Source organism: Pseudooceanicola lipolyticus, from assembly GCF_002786325.1.
Lineage (GTDB): Bacteria > Pseudomonadota > Alphaproteobacteria > Rhodobacterales > Rhodobacteraceae > Pseudooceanicola_C > Pseudooceanicola_C lipolyticus.
Genome location: NZ_PGTB01000023.1, coordinates 1 through 17896 on the forward strand (window position 1 = coordinate 1; position 17896 = coordinate 17896).

Annotated in this window: 21 protein-coding genes and 1 tRNA gene; 7 read left to right on the forward strand and 15 right to left on the reverse strand. The window is 64.5% G+C overall.

Annotation, left to right across the window (positions count from 1 at the left end; genetic code table 11):
• The 5 genes from CVM52_RS08770 to argH all read right to left on the reverse strand — a co-directional run.
• A partial coding sequence (locus CVM52_RS08770; protein ID WP_133119816.1) for a DUF4175 family protein occupies positions 1-384 on the reverse strand: 384 nt, incomplete at its 3' end.
• Between the two features lie 34 nt (positions 385-418).
• Entirely contained in the window at positions 419-1684 is a 1266-nt protein-coding gene (lysA, locus tag CVM52_RS08775; RefSeq protein ID WP_100162137.1) for a diaminopimelate decarboxylase, read from the reverse strand.
• A 56-nt stretch (positions 1685-1740) separates the two neighbouring features.
• Positions 1741-2925, reverse strand: coding sequence for a sugar-transfer associated ATP-grasp domain-containing protein (locus CVM52_RS08780; protein WP_100162138.1), 1185 nt, complete (start codon positions 2923-2925; stop codon positions 1741-1743).
• Between the two features lie 180 nt (positions 2926-3105).
• Complete coding sequence (locus CVM52_RS08785; protein WP_100162139.1) at positions 3106-3288, reverse strand: hypothetical protein; 183 nt, start codon at positions 3286-3288, stop codon at positions 3106-3108.
• Positions 3285-4676, reverse strand: a complete 1392-nt coding sequence (argH, locus tag CVM52_RS08790) for an argininosuccinate lyase (RefSeq protein ID WP_100162140.1) — start codon at positions 4674-4676, stop codon at positions 3285-3287. Before argH ends, CVM52_RS08785 begins: the two co-directional genes overlap by 4 nt.
• Before the next feature lie 21 nt (positions 4677-4697).
• Between argH and CVM52_RS08795 the strand changes: the two genes are divergently transcribed.
• Together CVM52_RS08795 and CVM52_RS08800 are read left to right on the forward strand one after the other, a co-directional pair.
• Positions 4698-5258: a TlpA family protein disulfide reductase gene (locus tag CVM52_RS08795; RefSeq protein WP_100162141.1), complete on the forward strand. Its 561-nt coding sequence runs from the start codon at positions 4698-4700 to the stop codon at positions 5256-5258.
• A gap of 79 nt (positions 5259-5337) precedes the next feature.
• Positions 5338-5763 (forward strand): hypothetical protein, encoded by a 426-nt coding sequence (locus CVM52_RS08800; protein WP_100162142.1) that lies wholly within the window; start codon positions 5338-5340, stop codon positions 5761-5763.
• Positions 5764-5768: 5 nt separating this feature from the next.
• Here the strand turns inward: CVM52_RS08800 and CVM52_RS08805 are convergent, their stop codons facing one another.
• Genes CVM52_RS08805 through CVM52_RS26860 form a run of 4 tightly spaced genes read right to left on the reverse strand, consistent with a single transcriptional unit; the run spans position 5769 to position 8258 of the window.
• A complete protein-coding gene (locus CVM52_RS08805) occupies positions 5769-6335 on the reverse strand; it encodes a DNA-3-methyladenine glycosylase I (RefSeq protein ID WP_100162143.1) in 567 nt (188 codons plus the stop codon).
• A gap of 21 nt (positions 6336-6356) precedes the next feature.
• Complete coding sequence (locus CVM52_RS08810; protein ID WP_100162144.1) at positions 6357-6830, reverse strand: DUF2948 family protein; 474 nt, start codon at positions 6828-6830, stop codon at positions 6357-6359.
• Entirely contained in the window at positions 6827-8095 is a 1269-nt protein-coding gene (murA, locus tag CVM52_RS08815; protein WP_100162145.1) for a UDP-N-acetylglucosamine 1-carboxyvinyltransferase, read from the reverse strand. The genes CVM52_RS08810 and murA overlap by 4 nt, the downstream gene beginning before the upstream one ends.
• A gap of 4 nt (positions 8096-8099) precedes the next feature.
• Positions 8100-8258, reverse strand: a complete 159-nt coding sequence (locus CVM52_RS26860; RefSeq protein ID WP_172720956.1) for a hypothetical protein — start codon at positions 8256-8258, stop codon at positions 8100-8102.
• Positions 8259-8341: 83 nt separating this feature from the next.
• On the opposite strand from CVM52_RS26860, the gene CVM52_RS08820 reads away from it, so the two are divergent.
• Positions 8342-8416 (forward strand) — tRNA-Thr (locus CVM52_RS08820).
• A 376-nt stretch (positions 8417-8792) separates the two neighbouring features.
• Here the strand turns inward: CVM52_RS08820 and CVM52_RS08825 are convergent.
• Together CVM52_RS08825 and CVM52_RS08830 are read right to left on the reverse strand one after the other, a co-directional pair.
• Complete coding sequence (locus CVM52_RS08825; protein WP_100162146.1) at positions 8793-9431, reverse strand: glutathione S-transferase family protein; 639 nt, start codon at positions 9429-9431, stop codon at positions 8793-8795.
• Positions 9432-9538: 107 nt separating this feature from the next.
• The gene (locus CVM52_RS08830) at positions 9539-10201 is read right to left on the reverse strand and encodes a TetR/AcrR family transcriptional regulator (RefSeq protein WP_100162147.1); all 663 of its coding nucleotides are present in this window, start codon (positions 10199-10201) and stop codon (positions 9539-9541) included.
• A gap of 112 nt (positions 10202-10313) precedes the next feature.
• Here CVM52_RS08830 and CVM52_RS08835 point away from each other — a divergent pair, with 112 nt between their 5' ends.
• Positions 10314-10952 (forward strand): glutathione S-transferase family protein, encoded by a 639-nt coding sequence (locus CVM52_RS08835; protein WP_100162148.1) that lies wholly within the window; start codon positions 10314-10316, stop codon positions 10950-10952.
• Here the strand turns inward: CVM52_RS08835 and CVM52_RS08840 are convergent.
• The 3 genes from CVM52_RS08840 to CVM52_RS08850 all read right to left on the reverse strand — a co-directional run bounded on the left by CVM52_RS08840 (position 10949) and on the right by CVM52_RS08850 (position 13731).
• Entirely contained in the window at positions 10949-11731 is a 783-nt protein-coding gene (locus tag CVM52_RS08840; protein WP_100162149.1) for an alpha/beta fold hydrolase, read from the reverse strand. The genes CVM52_RS08835 and CVM52_RS08840 overlap by 4 nt on opposite strands.
• The gene (locus tag CVM52_RS08845; protein ID WP_100162150.1) at positions 11728-12522 is read right to left on the reverse strand and encodes a hypothetical protein; all 795 of its coding nucleotides are present in this window, start codon (positions 12520-12522) and stop codon (positions 11728-11730) included. Before CVM52_RS08845 ends, CVM52_RS08840 begins: the two co-directional genes overlap by 4 nt.
• Positions 12523-12651: 129 nt before the next feature.
• A complete protein-coding gene (locus tag CVM52_RS08850; RefSeq protein WP_100162151.1) occupies positions 12652-13731 on the reverse strand; it encodes a C4-dicarboxylate TRAP transporter substrate-binding protein in 1080 nt (359 codons plus the stop codon).
• 182 nt (positions 13732-13913) lie between these two features.
• On the opposite strand from CVM52_RS08850, the gene CVM52_RS08855 reads away from it, so the two are divergent.
• The 3 genes from CVM52_RS08855 (at position 13914) to CVM52_RS08865 (ending at position 16814) form a co-directional block, all read left to right on the forward strand.
• The gene (locus tag CVM52_RS08855; protein WP_100162152.1) at positions 13914-14438 is read left to right on the forward strand and encodes a TRAP transporter small permease; all 525 of its coding nucleotides are present in this window, start codon (positions 13914-13916) and stop codon (positions 14436-14438) included.
• Positions 14435-15751: a TRAP transporter large permease gene (locus tag CVM52_RS08860; protein WP_100162153.1), complete on the forward strand. Its 1317-nt coding sequence runs from the start codon at positions 14435-14437 to the stop codon at positions 15749-15751. Before CVM52_RS08855 ends, CVM52_RS08860 begins: the two co-directional genes overlap by 4 nt.
• 211 nt (positions 15752-15962) lie before the next feature.
• Complete coding sequence (locus CVM52_RS08865; RefSeq protein ID WP_240620907.1) at positions 15963-16814, forward strand: beta-keto acid cleavage family enzyme; 852 nt, start codon at positions 15963-15965, stop codon at positions 16812-16814.
• A 121-nt stretch (positions 16815-16935) separates the two neighbouring features.
• On the opposite strand, the gene CVM52_RS08870 is transcribed toward CVM52_RS08865, so the two are convergent.
• Positions 16936-17862, reverse strand: a complete 927-nt coding sequence (locus CVM52_RS08870; RefSeq protein ID WP_100162154.1) for a p-hydroxyphenylacetate 3-hydroxylase reductase component — start codon at positions 17860-17862, stop codon at positions 16936-16938.
• Positions 17863-17896 lie beyond the last annotated feature (34 nt).

Below are 17896 nucleotides of genomic sequence, written 5' to 3' on the forward strand. Positions count from 1 at the left end.
CACGAAGGGTGCGGCGGCGGCGGCGAATTTCGCGTCGCCCGCGCCGATGGCCTGCTGGTCCAGCAGCGCCTGGATCGGCCGCCCCGGCAGGGTTGCATCCAGCCGTGCCAGCGCCGCGTCCCGGCCGGGCCAGTGAAACCGGCGGATGCCAAGGGCGAAGGTGACGATCAGCGCCAGCAGGCTCAGCACCCCGCCGCCCCAGACCAGTTCGACCGGGGCCAGGTCCTGCAACCCCAGCATCAGCACCGCCAGAACCAGCATGGCCACCGTGAAGAACGGCCAGAACCTGCGCAGGATCTGCTCGGCCACCAGCCCCATACGGGTCAGCGCCAACGGCACACGCAGCGATTTCAGGATCGGTTCGGCGCCGAAACGATTGGCCATCCGCAACTCCACGCGGCCCCGCCGCTGGATTGCGTCAAAGCCATGCGGGGATGGTATCTCGATTTATCAGTTCGTCAAAGGTCGGGCGTCGGCGGATTACCGCAAATTGATCACCCTTCACCAGAACTTCGGGCACCAGCGGGCGCGCATTATATTCACTGGCCATCACCGCGCCATAGGCGCCGGCGCTGCGAAACGCCACCAGATCGCCCGCTGCCAGCGGCGGCATCATCCGGTCGCGGGCAAAGGTATCGCCGGTTTCGCAGACCGGCCCGACAATGTCATACGGCCGCTGCTCGACCCCGGCCGCCGGTTCGACCAGCGGGACGATGTCGTGCCAGGCTTCGTACATGGCCGGGCGGATCAGGTCGTTCATCGCCGCGTCCAGGATCAGGAAATCGCGGCCTTCGCCGGCTTTGACATAGATCACCGAGGACACCAGGATACCGGCATTCCCGGCGATCAGCCGGCCCGGTTCGATCTCGATCTCGCAGCCAAGGTCGCCCAGTACCTCTTTGATAAGTTGACCATATTCCGTGGGCAGCGGCGGTGCCTCGTTGCTGCGGGTATAGGGGATGCCCAGCCCGCCGCCCAGATCCAGCCGCCGGATGTCATGGCCATCGGCACGTAACGCCTCGGTCAGTTCCGCCACCTTCTGATAGGCCTGCCGGAACGGCTCCAGCCGGGTCAGCTGGCTGCCGATATGCACGTCGATGCCAACCACCTGCAGCCCCGGCAGCGCCGCCGCCTGGGCATAAACTTCGCGCGCGCGCGCGATCGGGATGCCGAACTTGTTCTCGGATTTCCCGGTGGCGATCTTGGCATGGGTCTGCGCATCGACATCCGGATTCACCCGCACGGTGATCGGCGCAACTGTCCCCAGGGATTGGGCAACCTGGTCGAGCAGCAGCATCTCGGGTTCGGATTCGACATTGAACTGCCGGATGCCGCCCAGCAGCGCGGTGCGCATTTCTTGGGCGGTTTTGCCGACGCCGGAAAACACGATCTTGTCGCCCGGCACCCCGGCGGCGCGGGCGCGGCGGTATTCGCCTTCGCTGACCACGTCCATCCCGGCTCCGGCCTCGGCCAGGGTCTTGATGATCGCCTGGTTGCCGGCCGCCTTCATCGCGTAGCAGACCAGATGCTCGGTGCCCTTCAGCGCCTCGTCGAACAGGCGGTAGTGCCGCAGCAGGGTGGCGGTGGAATAGAGATAGAACGGCGTGCCAACGGTGGCGGCAATCTCGGCCACCGGCACGTCCTCGGCATACAGGGCGCCGTCGCGATACAGAAAGTGATCCATTCCGCGCGTTTAGACGCGATTCGGGGGCCAGATCAAACGGATTTGGCGGCGCTGGCCTATTGTTCGGCGCGGCGCTTGCGGGCGCGGCCTTTCTGCTGCGCCAGTTTCATCTGCGACCAGGCCGCAACCCGTTCGAAGATCGGCAGGAACTCGGCGTTGCGGATGCCGCGTCCGAAAGCGCGCTGGTAAATGGTGTGCAGCGGGTTGTCGCGGCATTCGATGATCACCGGTCCGCTTTCGGTGATGGCGATATCCCAGCCCAGGATGCCGTATTCGGGGAACAGCGCATGGGCGTTCCGCGCCATCTGCCGCAAATCCTCCCAGAACGGCAGCTGGAACCCGGTGATCGCGCGTCCGGTAACCGGATGGGTCTCGATCGCCTCCGCCGACAGGCCAAAGCCGGCACAGGCGCGGCCAACCTGCCCCGTGCAGGTATTCACCGGCGCCACGAGCGCGCCTTGCTGGCGCAGATCGTCGGACATGGTGCCGGGTGCAGGGATTTTCCACACCGAATACAACGCATCGGGCATGTCGGCCTTGCGGATCGTCACCACCCGCACGGTCCCGACCGCACGGCCGGTGATGACCTCGATCTCGGGGTGCTGACGCAGAGCGCTTTGGAACACCACGCCATCGGCGCTGTTGCGCACCACCTGAGCACAGAACTCGTCCAGCGGCACCTTGCGGCCATCGGCAAATTCCAGCACCTCGCCGTCCAGCCGTTCCAGCAGAACGGTCAGCTGGCTGTCGCAGGTCAGTTGCGGCTTGCTGAACAGCGGATAACGCGCCTTGCCCTTGAGAAAGCGGCGCAACTCTTCGACGCTGGTCAGCGCCGGGACCGCACCGAAACGCCGCGCGGTGGTCACCACCGCCTGGGTCTCGGTGGCGGCAAAGCCAAATTGGCGCAGCAGCGAGGAACACATGACCTTGTCGGCGACCAGGCTGCGCAAGGTCAGCAATTCGTCATGGGACAGTTCCGCGTTCAGGTTGCGGCTGCCGCGGGTGCCGACATAGTCCAGCTTGTCCTCGAAGGGGATCGACGGATCGAACAGGCCCGAATCGTAATATTCACGGAAATACAACCGGCCCCGCCCGAATTTGAGACGCAGCATTTCGCTGATCTGGCGCAGCTTGCCAACACCGTGCTTGCGTGCGACCTCCGACGCGAGAGAGGCTGGCGGGATCGTCGGGCGCGGCGCTTCGCCGACAAACGCCTCGTCCAATACGCTGGCTGTCGTCATGCCGGTTTTCCTTTTGCCTGTTCCTGCTCTTTCAACGGCCTTACTGGTTAAAAATGGCCTAAATCTGACAAGAATGCAGGAAATGCCGACCGGCAACGTCTTATGACATCTTCGTGACCGGCGCAGGCGGAGAGGCCACGCGGAGTGGCTAAATTCTGCCCGCGATGCCGAAGCCTGGCGTCAGAACCCCAGGAACAGCGACAGCGGCCCCTGGTGCAGGCCGACCCCACCGCCGACATGGACACCGCTGTCCGACAGGGACAGCCCGGCATTCAGCGTCGGCTGCACCGGCTCGCCATCGGCGCCACATCCAGCCAGAAGGGCGGCAATCAGCATCAGACAGACCTGTTTCACGCGTGTCACGCCAACCTGTCCTTCCACCTCGCGATCTGGGCCCGGACCTGCGCAGGCGCGGTCCCGCCATAGGAGATGCGCGAGTTTACCGAATTTTCGACGCCAAGCACAGCAAAGACATCGCTGGTGATCCCGGCATGGACGCTTTGCATGTCGGCCAGGCTCAGATCCGGCAGGTCGCAGCCCTTGGTCTCGGCCAAGGCGACCAGCGCGCCGGTGACGTGATGCGCCTCGCGGAAGGGCAGGCCCAGCACCCGCACCAGCCAGTCGGCCAGGTCGGTTGCGGTGGAAAAGCCGCTGCCGGCGGCCGCGGCGAGCGCGGCGCGGTTGGCCGACATGTCGCGCACCATGCCCTCCATCGCCGCCAGTGCCAGCATCCAGTTGTCGGCGGCGTCGAAGACCTGTTCCTTGTCTTCCTGCATGTCCTTGGAATAGGCCAGCGGCAGCCCCTTCATCACCATCATCAGCGCGGTGTTGGCGCCAAAGATACGGCCGATCTTGGCGCGGATCAGTTCGGCCGCGTCGGGATTCTTTTTCTGCGGCATGATCGACGAGCCGGTCGAGAACCGGTCGGACAGCACCACGAAGCGGAACTGCGCCGACGACCAGATCACCAGTTCCTCGGCCAGGCGCGACAGGTGCATGGCGCAGATCGACGCGACCGACAGGAATTCCAGCGCGAAATCACGGTCGCTGACCGCGTCGAGCGAATTGGCGCAGGGTGCGTCGAAGCCCAGCGCCTTGGCCGTCATGTCGCGGTCGATCGGGAACGAGGTGCCGGCCAGCGCCGCCGCGCCCAGCGGACTTTCGTTCATCCGCGCACGCGCGTCGCGCACCCGGCCCAGGTCGCGCCCGAACATTTCGACATAGGCCATCATGTGATGGCCCCATGTCACCGGTTGCGCGGTCTGCAGATGGGTAAAGCCCGGCATCACCCAGTCGGCCCCGGCCTCGGCCTGCCCCAGCAGCGCGCGGATCAGGGCGATCAGACCGGCCTCGGCGGCGTCCAGCTGGTCGCGCACCCAAAGGCGGAAATCGGTCGCCACCTGGTCGTTGCGGCTGCGCGCCGTGTGCAGCCGCCCGGCCGGATCGCCGATCAGTTCCTTCAGCCGCGCCTCGACATTCATGTGAATGTCCTCCAGCGCGGCGGAAAATTCGAATTTCCCGGTCTCGATCTCTGACAACACCGTGAGCAGGCCTTCCCGAATGACCTTGGCGTCGGTATCGCTGATCACGCCTGTGGCGGCCAGCATCGCCGCATGGGCCCGCGAGCCGGCGATGTCCTGTGCCGCCATCCGCTGGTCGAACCCGATCGAGGCATTGATCGCCTCCATGATCGCGTCCGGTCCGGCGGAAAAGCGGCCGCCCCACATCTGGTTTGCGGTCTTGTCGTTCATCGGTTTGCCCCAGGAGAAAACATGCGTCTGTTTCGTTTGCTGACCGTTTATATGGCCCTTGCCCTATGTGCAAATGCCGCACTGGCCGACACCGCGGCGCTGGAGGCGCTGCGCGAGGGCGACCTGAAAAAGCTGATGTTCCATCCGACACCCAAGCCCGCATCCGAGGCCGAATTCCAGCTGGCCGACGGCGCCGGCACCGGGACGCTGGACGAGTACCAGGGCAAATATGTCCTGCTGAATTTCTGGGCGACCTGGTGCGCGCCCTGCCGCGAGGAGATGCCGACGCTGTCCGCGCTGCAAACCGAGTTCGGCGATGACAGCTTTGAGGTGGTCACACTGGCCACCGGGCGCAATTCACCCGCGGGCATCGTGAAATTCTTCGACGAGCAAGGCATCACCAACCTGCCGCGCCATCAGGACCAGAAACAGGCCATCGCCCGCGACATGGCGGTGCTGGGCCTGCCGGTCACGGTGATCCTGAACCCCGAGGGCGAGGAGATCGCCCGCCTGATGGGCGAAGCCGACTGGTATTCCGACAGCGCCAGGGCGATCATCAACGCCTTGAAAAGCGGCAGTTAGCGCCGAATGGCGGAAGAGTCGGCACGACCATCGCCGCGGACTTGCTGCAAGTTCGCGGGCTGTACAGAGTGTTTGCCACATGCCCTGCCGCTATACACTCCACCCCGATATCGGCATCCTGCACTGCCGCTTCTCGGGCCATCTTCATCTGGATGACATCCTGGGGTTTGTCGATCGGGCGCTGCGCGATCCCGGCCACCGCGACGGCACCAACATCCTTGCCGATGCCCGCGCGCTGACCCGGCTGGACATCGACGGGCCGGCGCAGCGGCGGCTGTCCGACCGGCTGGTCGCCCTGGAACGGTGGCGCGGGATGCCGCGCAGCTGCGCCATCATCGCCGCGGGCGAGCCGGTCTGGTCGCTGGTCGGCAGCATCGTCGCCACCACGTCGCTCGAGTCTCCGGTGGTGTTCGACCGTTTCCGCAACCCGTCCGGCGCGCTGGCCTTTGTCGGGCTGAACCCGCGCCTGCATAGCGACCGGTTCGGGTATCTCCCGGTGCCCTGACCGGCTCAGCCGGGCTGGGCCAAGTCGGCATGGCGCGGGCAGGTCACGACATGGTCATTCACCATGCCCACCGCCTGCATGAACGCATAGACGATGGTTGGCCCGCAGAACCGGAACCCGGCCTTCTTCAGATCCTTGGAAATCTGTTCGGAAAGCGGGGTGAAGGCCGGCACCTCGGCCAGCGTGGCCCAACGGTTTTGCAGCGGCGCCCCGCCGACATAATCCCACAGGAAACGGTCAAAGCCCTGCGCGGCTTCGATCCGCTGCCAGGCCTGTGCATTGCCGATCGTCGCCGCGATCTTGCCGCGATGCCGGATGATGCCGGGATCGGCCAGCAGCCGTTCGATCTCGGGCTCGCCCCAGCCGGCAATCGCGTTCGGATCGAACCCGGCAAAGGCGCGGCGGAAATTGTCGCGTTTCTTCAGGATGGTGATCCAGCTGAGACCGGCCTGGAACCCGTCCAGGATCAGCTTTTCCCACAGCGCCCGGCTGTCATATTCCGGCACGCCCCATTCGGTGTCGTGATAGGCGATGTAGATCGGGTCTTCGCCCACCCAGCCACAGCGTTTCATCGCCCCTCCTCCGGACATGGCTCAGTCCGGATGCCCCGGCACCTTGCCCGAAGGCGCGCGATAGGGGCGGGTCACGTCCTTCAGCGTCACTTCCAGCGCCTCGATGCGCAGGCGGATCGCCCCGTCCCCGGCCAGGGTCAGCAACACATGGCCGGCACCATCCTCGCCCGGCTCGAAGGTCACCGACAGCAGCGACAGGATCACGTCCTTGTCGCCGCGGTCGATGCCCTGGCTCGCCACCCCCAGCACGTTGTCGACCACCAGCAGCGATTGCACCCGCTCGGCCCCGCGCCGCTGCACCGCCGCGCCTTCTTCCCAGCGGAACCGGTTGACCAGAAGGGCAAAGCGGCGCTGCCGCGCTCGCCAGGAAATCTCGGTGATCGGAAAGATTGCGTCCTGGACCAGCGACGAGATCACCTCCAGATCCGCCACCTCCAGCGCGCCGAGATTCAGCGGCGCCTCGGCACCATCCTCGAATTTGGCATCCTCGGTCACGCGCCCGGCACCCGTTCGATCAGCGCGCCGACTCCCTGCAGCTTGCGCACCACATGTTCATAGCCCCGGTCGAGGTGATAGACCCGGCTGACCGTGGTGGCGCCCTCGGCGGCCAGCCCGGCCAGGATCAGCGAGACGCTGGCGCGCAGATCGGTGGCCATCACCGGCGCACCTTTCAGCCGGTCCACCCCGGTGACCGTGGCGGTGCCGCCATGCACGTCGATCTTCGCCCCCATCCGCATCAGTTCGGGCGCGTGCATGAAACGGTTTTCAAAGATTTTCTCCTCCAGCACGCTCACCCCGTCGGCGGTGGCCAAGAGCGCCATCATCTGCGCCTGCAGATCGGTCGGGAACCCGGGGAACGGTTCGGTGGTGACATCCACCGCCTTGATGTGGTCCTCGCGCCGCTTCACGCTGAGGCCGCGCCCGGTTTCGGTGACCTCAATGCCCGCCTCGTCGAGCTTGTTGCAGAAGGCGCCAACCAGGTCGCGCCGCCCGCCCAGCAATTCGACTTCGCCGCCGCAGATCGCCGGGGCCAGCATATAGGTGCCCAGCTCGATCCGGTCGGTCACCACCGGATGGGTGGCGCCATGCAGCCGGTCGACCCCCTGCACGGTGATCGTGTCGGTGCCCTCGCCCTCGATCTGCGCCCCCATCTTGCGCAGGCACAGCGCCAGGTCGACGATCTCGGGCTCTTTCGCGGCGCTCCGGATCACCGTGGTGCCCTTGGCCAGCGTCGCCGCCATCAGCGCGTTTTCGGTGGCGCCGACCGAGACGAAGGGAAATTCGATCACGCCGCCTTTCAGCCCGCCCGGTGCCTTGGCATGTACATAGCCATCGCGCAGGTCCAGTTCGGCCCCCAGCGCCTCGAGCGCGCGCAGATGCAGATCCACCGGCCGCGCGCCGATCGCACAGCCACCAGGCAGCGACACCACCGCCTGGCCATCGCGCGCCAGCATCGGCCCCAGCACCAGGATCGAGGCGCGCATCTTGCGCACGATATCGTAATCCGCCTTGTGGCTGGTCAGGTCGTGGCTGGACATGGCCAGCACCTTGCCGTCCTGCAGGCTCGACACCTCGGCCCCCAACGAGGCCAGCAGCGCGGTCATGGTGCGGATGTCGCTCAGCCGCGGCGCGTTGGTCAGCGTCAGCGGTTCGTCGCTCAGCAGTGTCGCCGGCATCAGCGTGAGGCAGGCATTCTTGGCGCCCGCAATCGGGATCTGCCCCGACAGCGGCCCGTTGCCGGTGACGATGATCGAATCCATCTGCTTAGTCCTCGCTTCTGCCTGTTTTGTCCGCCTCGGCCCCATCCCGCGCCCGGGCCTGCGCCTTGCGCCGCCCCAGATTGGCCTTCAGCGCCGCCTTCAGCCGCTGCTCGCGGCTTTGCTTTGGTTTCTCGCCTTTGGCGGGGGGGGATTTCTCTGCCATGCCCCCTCTTATATCAGCCGCCAAAATGCGTCCAGATTACCCTTGCACCCCTGCCGGATTGCGTCTAATGACCCGCGCACGATGCTGCCGTAGCTCAGGGGTAGAGCACTCCCTTGGTAAGGGAGAGGTCGAGAGTTCAAATCTCTCCGGCAGCACCATCTCGCAGAACAAGCTGATCGCGATACCGGATTTCGACTCTACCGCCTGCGGCCGGGGCGACGGCGTTTCATTGGTTCATCGTTTTATCGAGGAGAACGCGGGCCGGGATCTTCCCGCCGCGGCTTGGGCGGCTGTGGTATTGAGCCGGTCCCAAGGTATTTTGATCTGGTGGTCTGAGACCGTGCTGGTCGCGCGCTGCCGGGCAGGTCATTGCCGCAGGCTGTGCCCCCTGCCCGCCGCCAGCCGCCATATCGCGACGGCGCTCTTTGCCGGGCCGCTTGGGACAGGCCCGGCAGTGATCTTCAAGGGCGGGCCTGAAACCTGGCGCGTGATCAGCGCCTCGGAGAGGCCCGCAGGGTGGCAGGGCGGGCGCGATCAGCCCGGGGGAATGTCCTGCACGAATTTTGGCTGGTGATAGCCACGCTGCACTGCGGGCCGCTCTCGGATCTGGCGATACCATTGGCGCACATTGGGATAGTCGGCCAGGTCGACCTCGTGGAATTCATAGCGCGAGACCCATGGCCAAACTGCCATGTCGGCAATGGTGTAGGTGCCTGCGCCTTCGCCTGCGACGTATTCGCGTCCGCTCAGCCGGGTATCCAGCACCCGGTAAAGGCGATGTGCTTCCTTGGAAAAGCGCTCCTCGGCATATGGAGATTTGCCGCGATTGTATTTCACGAAATGATGTACCTGGCCCAGCATCGGCCCCAGACCGCCCATCTGCCACATCAGCCATTCGACCATGCGCCAATATTCATCGCCCTCGACCCGGAAGCGGCCGTATTTATCCGCCAGGTAAAGCATGATCGCCCCGCTTTCCATCAGCTGCATGCCGGTCTCGTGATCGACAATGGCGGGGATCCGGTTGTTGGGTGCAATCTTCAGAAAATCCGGTGCGAACTGCTCATCCTTGGAGATATCCACCGCCTTGACGGTAAAGGGCACGCCCAGCTCTTCCAGCAGGATAGAGACCTTGCGCCCGTTCGGCGTGGTCCAGGTATAAAGATCGATCATGGTTGGTCCTGTTCGGTGGCCTGAGATACTGGCCATGTTAAGCGTAAAGGGGGGCAAACGAAAGCATCAATGATCACTTGATAAACAATGCCCGATGCGAGGGCCCCTCACCCCGGCGGGGCCGCATGCGCGCTACTGCACAGCATATACATTTCCAGCGCCTGCCGAATCGCGTGGACACGTCCCGCCTTGTCATCCTCGCCCGTGGCCTGCCGGCGCAGGCCGTAATTCAGCAACCCGCCATGCAACAGCCATGGCATCTCCAGTTCGGCTGGGGTCACGTGAAAGGCCTGGTCGATGCCCAGTTCGATCCGTCGCTCGCGCACCAGGGGCTTCAGGATCTGTTCCTGCACCACCTCGCGATACCAGCCATAGACCTCGGCATCGCGCAGCAGAGCAAAATACCACAGCCGCAGCCAGACCCGTTCGAAGACCGTGTCGGTATAGGCTTCGTAGAAATATTGGAACCGGTCGCGCACCGGCAGGCTGCGGTCCTGCAGGATATCGTCCCACGCCGGATCCCAGCTTTCCAGAAACACCCGGGCATAGACCGCCTCGATCAGGCTCTCCTTGCTGGGAAAATAGCGATAGAGCAGCGGCTGGGTGATACCGGCGCTGCGGGCCACGTCACGGGTGCTACCATCGAAACCGGTTTCCGCGAACAGCGCGACCGCGGCCGAGACGATCTCGTCCCGGCGCGCCTCTGGCGACAGGCGGCGCCGGTTGGGCGCCGCTGCTGCGGGCGTATTGCTTTGCTTTTTTGTCGGCACCTGGACTCCGCCGCTTTCGCATGACCTCTGCCCCTAACAGAAAGCATTCTCCCCTTGCAGTCCAGATATTTATCGTGTGATAATTAAATAATCGGCACAGGAGGGCTTGGCGATGCGGCTTTGGGGACGGAAAACTTCGGTAAATGTTCAAAAGGTTCTTTGGGCGCTCGAAGAACTGGGCCTCGACTATGACCAACGGGATGCTGGCGGCGCCTTTGGCGGCCTGGACACGCAGGAATACCTGGCGCTGAACCCCACCCGCAAGGTCCCGACCCTGCAGGATGGCGAATTGGTCATCTGGGAATCCAACGCCGTGGTGCGCCACCTTGCCCGCGAGCATGGCGGGGGCGTGCTGGCCGGAAGCAATCCGGCGGAAACCGCGCGTGCCGACATGTGGATGGAGTGGTTCCAGAACAACCCCTACCCGCATTTCATTGCGCTTTTCTATCAGCTGGTGCGCCTGCCCGAGGCCGAGCGCGACGCCGCCACCCGAGACCAGGCCATCGCGGCGCTGAGCGGGCATTTTGCCGTGCTGGATCAGCGCCTGAACGACCAGCCCTTCCTGGCCGGTGACCGCCTCACGATGGGCGATATCCCGGTTGGGGCGGCGTTGTACCGGTATTATTCGATGCCGTTTGACCGCCCCGATCTGCCGGCGCTGGCCGCCTATTATCAGCGGCTAAGCCAGCGCCATGCCTATCGGGACACGGTCATGACATCCTATGACAGCCTGCGCCCGGCAGCAGCCTAACCCGCCACCAGATCAAGAAACTTGAGCGTCGCCAGGGCAAAATCGTCGGGGCGATCAACATTGATCACATGTTTGGCCCCAGCCACCACCGCAAAGTCGGAATTGGGGCAGGCATCGGCCATCGCGCGCATCGTGTCCGGGGTGGCGCCACCATCCAGTTCGCCGGCGACAAACAGTGCCGGAACACGCAATTCGCCCAGGTGCCGCAGGTAATCCAGCCGCATCAGCGCATTGGCACAGCCGCGATAACCCTCTTGCCTGGTCTTCAGGAACCCGGCGCGCAGCGCGGCTTCCCGCTCGGGATGTTCCCGGCGCGTTTCTTCAGACAGCCAGAACCCGACCGTGCCTTCCCACACTGCTTCGATGCCGCCGGCCTCCATCTTGGCCAGCCGGTCGTGCCAGCTTTGCACGAAGGGCGGCGGGGCGTCCGAGCGGGCCGCGCAGCAGATCAGCCGCTCGATCCGCTCGGGCGCGGTCAGCCCCATCCCCAACGCGGTCATGCCTCCCAGCGACAGGCCCATCACGGTGGCGCGCTGCACGTCATGCGCATCCAGAACCGCCAGCGCATCGGCGACAATCTCGTCGAAACTATAGGGCGACGGCGGCGTCGGGCTGTCGCCATGGCCCCGCGTGTCGCAGCGGATCACCCGATAATACCGCTCCAGCAGCGGCAATTGTGCGTCCCACATGGCATGGGTTGCGCCAAGGCTGTTGAGCAGCAGCAGCGCCGGGGCCTCGGGACGGCCGCTGGCGACGGAGTGAAGGGTCTGATGGGTCATGCGAGTTCCAGTTTCTTGATTTTGAAGGTCGTCGGGGTTTGGTGAAGTTGCAGAACGGCGTCTGCAAAAAGTGTCATCGAACGGCGCGCCAGGGCCGCATCGGGCCAGGGATGGTCGACAAAAACCAATGTGCCGAACGCGGCGGTCTGTGCCAGGGCTTCCAGCTGCGCCATCACGCTGGCCTGGCTACCATACAGCACGCAGGCATCGATCAGCGCCGCCACCGCCGCATCGCTGGCGCCGGGCGGCAGCGCGTTCCGGTAGTAGGCACGGCACGGGCTGTCCGGGCCCTTGACTGTGGCCTCTGCCCGCAGCGGATCGTCATCGACAACCACGGTGCGCGCCACCCGCCAGTCCCGGCGGCGCGCGCAACGGGCGGCATGGGTAGAACCGGTCACATGTGCGGCCCAATGCCGGGCCAGCAGATCGGCATCAAGCCAACTGACCGACAGCGGGGCGTGGCCCTGACGGGACTGCGCCCTGACGGTGCTGGCGCCGATGGCCGGGGCCACCAGCGCACCGGCGGTCCGCCCGTTCTGGCGGCGTGGATTGCCATCGACGGCCACCAGTTCGGGCAGCACTCTTCCGGGGCGATCGGGCAGGATGCGCAGCAATGCCTGGCGCTCGGGGCCGCCGGGTTCAACGCCGCCGCCGCCAGCGCCGGGCGGCAAGGCGTAGAACTCGGTAAACCCCAGCGCTTCGGCCAGATTGGCACGCGGTGCCGCGAAGAAGCCGTTCGGACCTTGGTGCTGCGCACATGCGGGGGGAATGGACAGATATCCGAGCTTCATGGCGGCCTCCTCCGTTGGTCGGAGGCTTTGCCGACCTCCTGCCCAAGAAAGCTAATGGCAAGGAGGCGAGCATTAGAAATTATATATGCGAGCGGCGGCCATCAAGAAACCTGATGGCCGCCGCGGCGCTCAGTTCAGCTGGTATTCGACCGGCCAGACATGGCCAATTTCCCGCGCGGCATCGAGAAAGTCCTGCATGACCTTGGTGCCCGGCATCCCGCGCGAATCCGCCTCTTGCGCGCTTTTACGGGGAAGCTCGGCAAGGCTCTGGGCCCATTCCGCCCGCACCTCGTCGGGCAGTTCGGTGATAACGGCGCCATTTTCCTTGAGCGCCGCCAGACCGGCGGCCTGGCTGTCATCCATCGCCTGGCCGTTGCGCTGTTCCCATTCCATCCCGACCTCGGTGATGATCTGGCGCAGGTCCTCGGGAAGGCTGGCCATCTTTGCCTGGTTCACCGTCAGCACCACCACCGGCATCGCGCCGAAGCCGATCAGCGTGTAATAGGGCGACGGCTCGTAATATTTGAACCCGTTATAGCCCGCCGGTGTCATCAGCCAGCCATCATAGACCCCGGTCTTCATCGCCATGTAACCTTCCGGCAGGCTCGACTGCACCGGCACGGCACCGGCATATTCCAGCCAGGGCAGGTTGGGCCCGGCGCCGCCGATCTTCACCCCTTTCAGATCCGACACCTGGGTCCATTGCTCCTTGGTGCCCAGGTGGTAGTTGTCCCAGGCGCCAAGACCCAGCAATTGCTGGCCGAATTCTTTCTCGAAGACCTCGGACAGCCACGGGTTGCTGTCATACACGATCCGCACCGCGGCAATCGCGTCGGAGGACGACTGCGGCCCGAACGGCTGGAAGTAGGGGAAATTGTGCAGGTAAAGGTTCGAAGGTTCGAAACACACGCAGTAGCCGCCGAAATCGAGCAGACCGTTCTGCACCGCTTCCAGGGTTTCTGACACGCCGGCAATGCCGCCGCCATAGGACTCGATGAAACTTACCTTGTGCTCGGTCTCTTCCTCGGCGCGGCGCTTTACCTCGGCTGCGAAGAAGTCGGACATGGTGGTGACATAGGGCGCCGGACCCTTGGGATGCCCCGACCCGATTCGAAACGTGAACCGATCCGCCTGCGCGGCAGACGCACACAGCGCGACTCCGAGTGCTGCACCGGCGATTCCGCCGGCAATCCTGGTTTTCTTGGTCATCTGAATGATCCTCCCTTGGGAAACTGTGCCGCGATTTTCTGCACAGGTCACGCCATTTGCGTGGCGCCTGAATCGCGGCGGTAAGGCACTGTTGCATTAATTTATCGTTCGATAAACAAAAATCTTGTGCAATCGAATTTGGCGTCCTACGCTGACGGCGACATCAGCACCGAGGAGGAGTGATGAGACTGCAAACGGCAATCGCGCGATGGGCGCATATTCTTTCGGCTGGGTGGGTCTTCGTGCTTGCCCTGCTGATCATCGCCGACGTTCTGGGGCGCACTCTGTTTCTGCATCCGATCGCTGGCACAAAGGAAATCCTGCAGAACTCGGTGATCGCGGTGACCTTCCTGCAGTTGCCCCTGGCGATCTATTCGGGGTCGATGCTGCGGACCACGCTGTTGCTGGACCACCTGGGACCACGCGGCGCCTTGGTGCTGCGAATCTTCGCCTGGCTGCTGGGCGCGGGACTGTTTGCAGCCATTGCCTATGCCTCGTTCTCTCCGGCGCTTACGGCGGTCCGGTTGGGCGAGTACGAAGGCGAGGGCGCCATGCGCATCTATACCTGGCCGGTGCGTTTCCTGCTGGTAGGCACCAGCGCATTTGCGGCGCTGGCCTATATCTCGGTGCTGATCGCCGATCTGCGGGCCCAGTTTTCGGCCAGCCGCCCCGTTCCCCAGCCCCTGACCGGAGCAGACCTGACATGACACTCACGATTTTCGGAATCCTCGGCCTGCTGATGCTGTTCATCTTCCTGGGCGTCCACCTTGCGGTGGCCCTGGGGGCGGTCAGCTTCGTCGGCGTCACCTGGATGATGGGCAGCATGGATATCGGCCTGTCGATCCTCAGCACCACCGCCTACGAGGCCCTGCGCAAGGATGTCTTCATCATCATCCCGCTCTTCGTGCTGATGGGCGATTTTGTCAGCCGCTCGGGCTCGGCCAACGATCTATATGCCCTGTGCAACCGCGCCTTCCGGCGGCTGCCCGGCTGCCTGGGCGTCGCGACCGTGGCGGGGAATGCGATTTTTGCCGCGATCACCGGCGTGTCGATTGCCGCGGCGGCCACCTTCTCGCGAATCGCCTATCCCGAGATGGTGGCGCTTGGCTATTCCAAGCGCTTTTCGCTGGGAACCGTGGCGGGCAGCGCCTGCCTTGGCATGTTGATCCCGCCGTCCATCCTGATGATCGTCTGGGCGGTGCTGACCGAGCAGTCGATCGGGGCGCTGTTCATCGCCGGGCTGATTCCGGGGCTGATCCTCGCGGTGGCCTTCTGTGGCTATTGCGTGATCTACGCCCTGCGCAATCCTGACTGCGCGCCCTGCCAGCCCGCCCCCGACGTGGCCGGGGAAGACCCCGAGGTGCTGCGGCGGCAGCTGCTGGGCGGGCTGGCGATCCTGGGGCTGATCGGGGTGGTGATCGGCGGCATCTGGGGCGGCTTTCTCACCCCGACCGAGGCCGCAGGATTCGGCACCATGGGTGCCTTCGTGCTGGGCCTTGCCAAGGGCATGAAGCGACAGGATGTGCTGGACGCGATCTATAGCGCCGGGCGCACCACGGCGCCGATCATGATCCTGCTGATCGCCGCCTCGATGTATTCGCGGTTCCTGGCCATGGGGGGCGCCACCCAGGTGATCACCGACCTGCTGTTCTCGGTCAGTGAAAATCCCGCGGTGGTCCTGGGCATGATCTTCACCATCTGGATCCTGCTGGGCATGTTCATCGACTCGACTTCGATCATTCTGCTGACGGTGCCGATCTTCGCCCCCGTCGCCACCACACTGGGAGTCGATCCGCTGGCCTTCGCGATCTTCGGCATCCTGGTGATCGAGGCCGGCCTGCTGACACCGCCCTTCGGGATCCTCGTCTTTACCGTCAAGGCGGCAGTGCCCGGCGGGCAAGTCACCCTGGGCGACATTTTTCAGGGGGCGGTCCCGTTCTGGGTGCTGATCCTGGCGGTGGCGATCATGGTGCTGGTCTGGCCCGAACTGAGCACCTGGTTGCCATATAATTTCATGTAATCCACTCACGGACCCAAGGCACCGCTCGTCAGCTTCGGCTGGCGGGCGGTTTTTTGTTCCCGTTGCACCAGGTCACAGGGGCTGGCTGGGGCGAGATGGAATGGCGGGCTATTCGCTTTCCTGCTACTCTACATCGAATTATATAATTTACTCTGAAGGCAGGATCCCCGGTAATTTGCCCGGGTTGATATCGTTAAAAAGGAGCCTGCCCGTGACCCAGACCCAGCCAAAGCAAACATTGGGGCGCTCCGGCCAACGGGCGGCCAGCCTGACGCCGCTGCCGCGCCTGATGGTTGCACCCAACGGCGCTCGGCGCGGCAAGGCCGATCACCCGGAACTGCCCGTCACCGATGACGAAATGGTGGCCACCGCGCGTGCCTGCCGCGCCGCCGGCGCTGATGGCATCCATTTGCATATCCGCGATGCGGCGGGCCGGCATCTTCTGGATGCAGGCCGCTATCGCGCCCTGCTCGACCGGCTGAAGGAAGAGGTGCCCGGGCTGTACCTGCAGGTCACGTCCGAGGCCGCGGGCCGCTATGAGTCCGCGCAGCAAGATGCGATGATGCGGGCCCTGAAACCGCGGCATGTTTCGGTTGCCCTGCGCGAGATGGTGCGTCGGCCCGCCGATTGGCCGCAAGCGCGCGATTTCTACCACTGGGCAGTGGATCACGGCGTCGAGGTCCAGCATATCCTTTATACACCCGACGAGGTTCGCGCCTTCGTGGCCGCCTGCCGCGACAAGCTGATCCCCGGCAACAGCCACCTGCTGTTGTTCGTTCAGGGCAGCTATGCCAACGGCGCCGCGGACAGCGTACCGCTGGAACATTACCTGGCGCCGCTGGACCGGCTTGACGTTGCAGCGTTCGACTGGATGGCCTGCGCCTTCGGACCGGAAGAGACCAACAGCCTGGTCCGCGCCGCCGAACTTGGTGGCAAGGCGCGCGTCGGCTTTGAAAATTCGCTCTGGCACCCGGATGGCAGCCTTGCGCGCGACAATGCAGATCGGGTCCGCCAACTCGATTCCGCATTGCGCGGCCTCGCGGCCGAACCCGCGCGCGCCTAACCCCCTTCCCTTTTTCCCGACAAAAAAAACCCGACCCGAGACTGATCTCGGGCCGGGACGCTTTCGGTAGCGAATAAGCCGTGCGAGGAGCGTGCACGGCTCTGGAGAGGGCCGAAAGCGATTATCCGATCAGATGGCGCAACACCTGGTTGAACGTGTCGATCTGCGCCGCGCTGAAGCCTGCGAAACTTTCCTCGGCATGGGCATCTGCCACGCGCCAGCACTGGGCGGCCATGTTCTGGCCGGTCTCGGTCAGGTGATAGCGATCCTCCTTGTGCGCGACCAATTTGCGATCTTCCAGATTGACCAGCGCCGCATGCGCTTCGGTTTCCGGCGAATGCAGGTGCACCACCAGTTCCTCGGCCGTCGGACCGGACAGATCGTTCAACACCAGCAGGATGCGCGCTTCGGTCACGCTCAATCCCAATGCGGTGATCTTGGGCTGATATCGCGCCTGATAAGCCCGCACGGCGCGCAGCATCAGGAAAAACGTGTGGTTGCCCATCCGGCCGGTATCGGCATCGGGCAGACCGGCATGGTCGCCCTTGGCGAAGCTGCCGGGATGGTTGAACACCATGGCATAGGAGCCCTGGTGAAAACAGAGCGGCGTCCGGCCGAAATCGTCGAAAGCGATCACCCGCCCGACAAAGATCCAGTGATCCCCGCCATCCAGCTTGGCATAGGTTTCGCATTGGAACCGCCCAGCGCAATCCGGCAGGATGGGTGCGCCGCCGATGCCGATTTCATAGTCGATGCCGTCGAACTTGTCCGGCTGCTGCCGGGCAAAATGGTTCGACAGCTCCATCTGGTCGGCGGCGAGGATGTTCACAGCGAAATGGCTGGCCTCTTCGAAGATCGCGCAGCTGCGAGCCTCTTTCATGCTGCTCCAAAGAACCAGCGGGGGGTCCATCGAAAGCGAGTTGAAGCTGCTGGCGGTCACCCCCACCGTGGTGCCGTCCGGCGCGCGCGCCGTGATGATCGTTACCCCGGTGGCAAAGTTGCCAAGTGCCCGGCGAAAGGCCTTTGGGTCGATAACGGGCTTGGTCATCAGTAAGGTCATGTGTCGTCCTCCCGGTTGGCCC

What these genes read in the sequence shown, in the direction of transcription:
- lysA (WP_100162137.1), bottom strand. Translation starts at nt 1,684, where the DNA reads ATGGATCACTTTCTGTATCGCGACGGCGCCCTGTATGCCGAGGACGTG.
- CVM52_RS08780 (WP_100162138.1), bottom strand. Translation starts at nt 2,925, where the DNA reads ATGACGACAGCCAGCGTATTGGACGAGGCGTTTGTCGGCGAAGCGCCG.
- argH (WP_100162140.1), bottom strand. Translation starts at nt 4,676, where the DNA reads ATGAACGACAAGACCGCAAACCAGATGTGGGGCGGCCGCTTTTCCGCC.
- CVM52_RS08795 (WP_100162141.1), top strand. Translation starts at nt 4,698, where the DNA reads ATGCGTCTGTTTCGTTTGCTGACCGTTTATATGGCCCTTGCCCTATGT.
- CVM52_RS08800 (WP_100162142.1), top strand. Translation starts at nt 5,338, where the DNA reads ATGCCCTGCCGCTATACACTCCACCCCGATATCGGCATCCTGCACTGC.
- CVM52_RS08805 (WP_100162143.1), bottom strand. Translation starts at nt 6,335, where the DNA reads ATGAAACGCTGTGGCTGGGTGGGCGAAGACCCGATCTACATCGCCTAT.
- murA (WP_100162145.1), bottom strand. Translation starts at nt 8,095, where the DNA reads ATGGATTCGATCATCGTCACCGGCAACGGGCCGCTGTCGGGGCAGATC.
- CVM52_RS26860 (WP_172720956.1), bottom strand. Translation starts at nt 8,258, where the DNA reads ATGGCAGAGAAATCCCCCCCCGCCAAAGGCGAGAAACCAAAGCAAAGC.
- CVM52_RS08825 (WP_100162146.1), bottom strand. Translation starts at nt 9,431, where the DNA reads ATGATCGATCTTTATACCTGGACCACGCCGAACGGGCGCAAGGTCTCT.
- CVM52_RS08835 (WP_100162148.1), top strand. Translation starts at nt 10,314, where the DNA reads ATGCGGCTTTGGGGACGGAAAACTTCGGTAAATGTTCAAAAGGTTCTT.
- CVM52_RS08840 (WP_100162149.1), bottom strand. Translation starts at nt 11,731, where the DNA reads ATGACCCATCAGACCCTTCACTCCGTCGCCAGCGGCCGTCCCGAGGCC.
- CVM52_RS08845 (WP_100162150.1), bottom strand. Translation starts at nt 12,522, where the DNA reads ATGAAGCTCGGATATCTGTCCATTCCCCCCGCATGTGCGCAGCACCAA.
- CVM52_RS08850 (WP_100162151.1), bottom strand. Translation starts at nt 13,731, where the DNA reads ATGACCAAGAAAACCAGGATTGCCGGCGGAATCGCCGGTGCAGCACTC.
- CVM52_RS08855 (WP_100162152.1), top strand. Translation starts at nt 13,914, where the DNA reads ATGAGACTGCAAACGGCAATCGCGCGATGGGCGCATATTCTTTCGGCT.
- CVM52_RS08860 (WP_100162153.1), top strand. Translation starts at nt 14,435, where the DNA reads ATGACACTCACGATTTTCGGAATCCTCGGCCTGCTGATGCTGTTCATC.
- CVM52_RS08870 (WP_100162154.1), bottom strand. Translation starts at nt 17,862, where the DNA reads ATGACCAAGCCCGTTATCGACCCAAAGGCCTTTCGCCGGGCACTTGGC.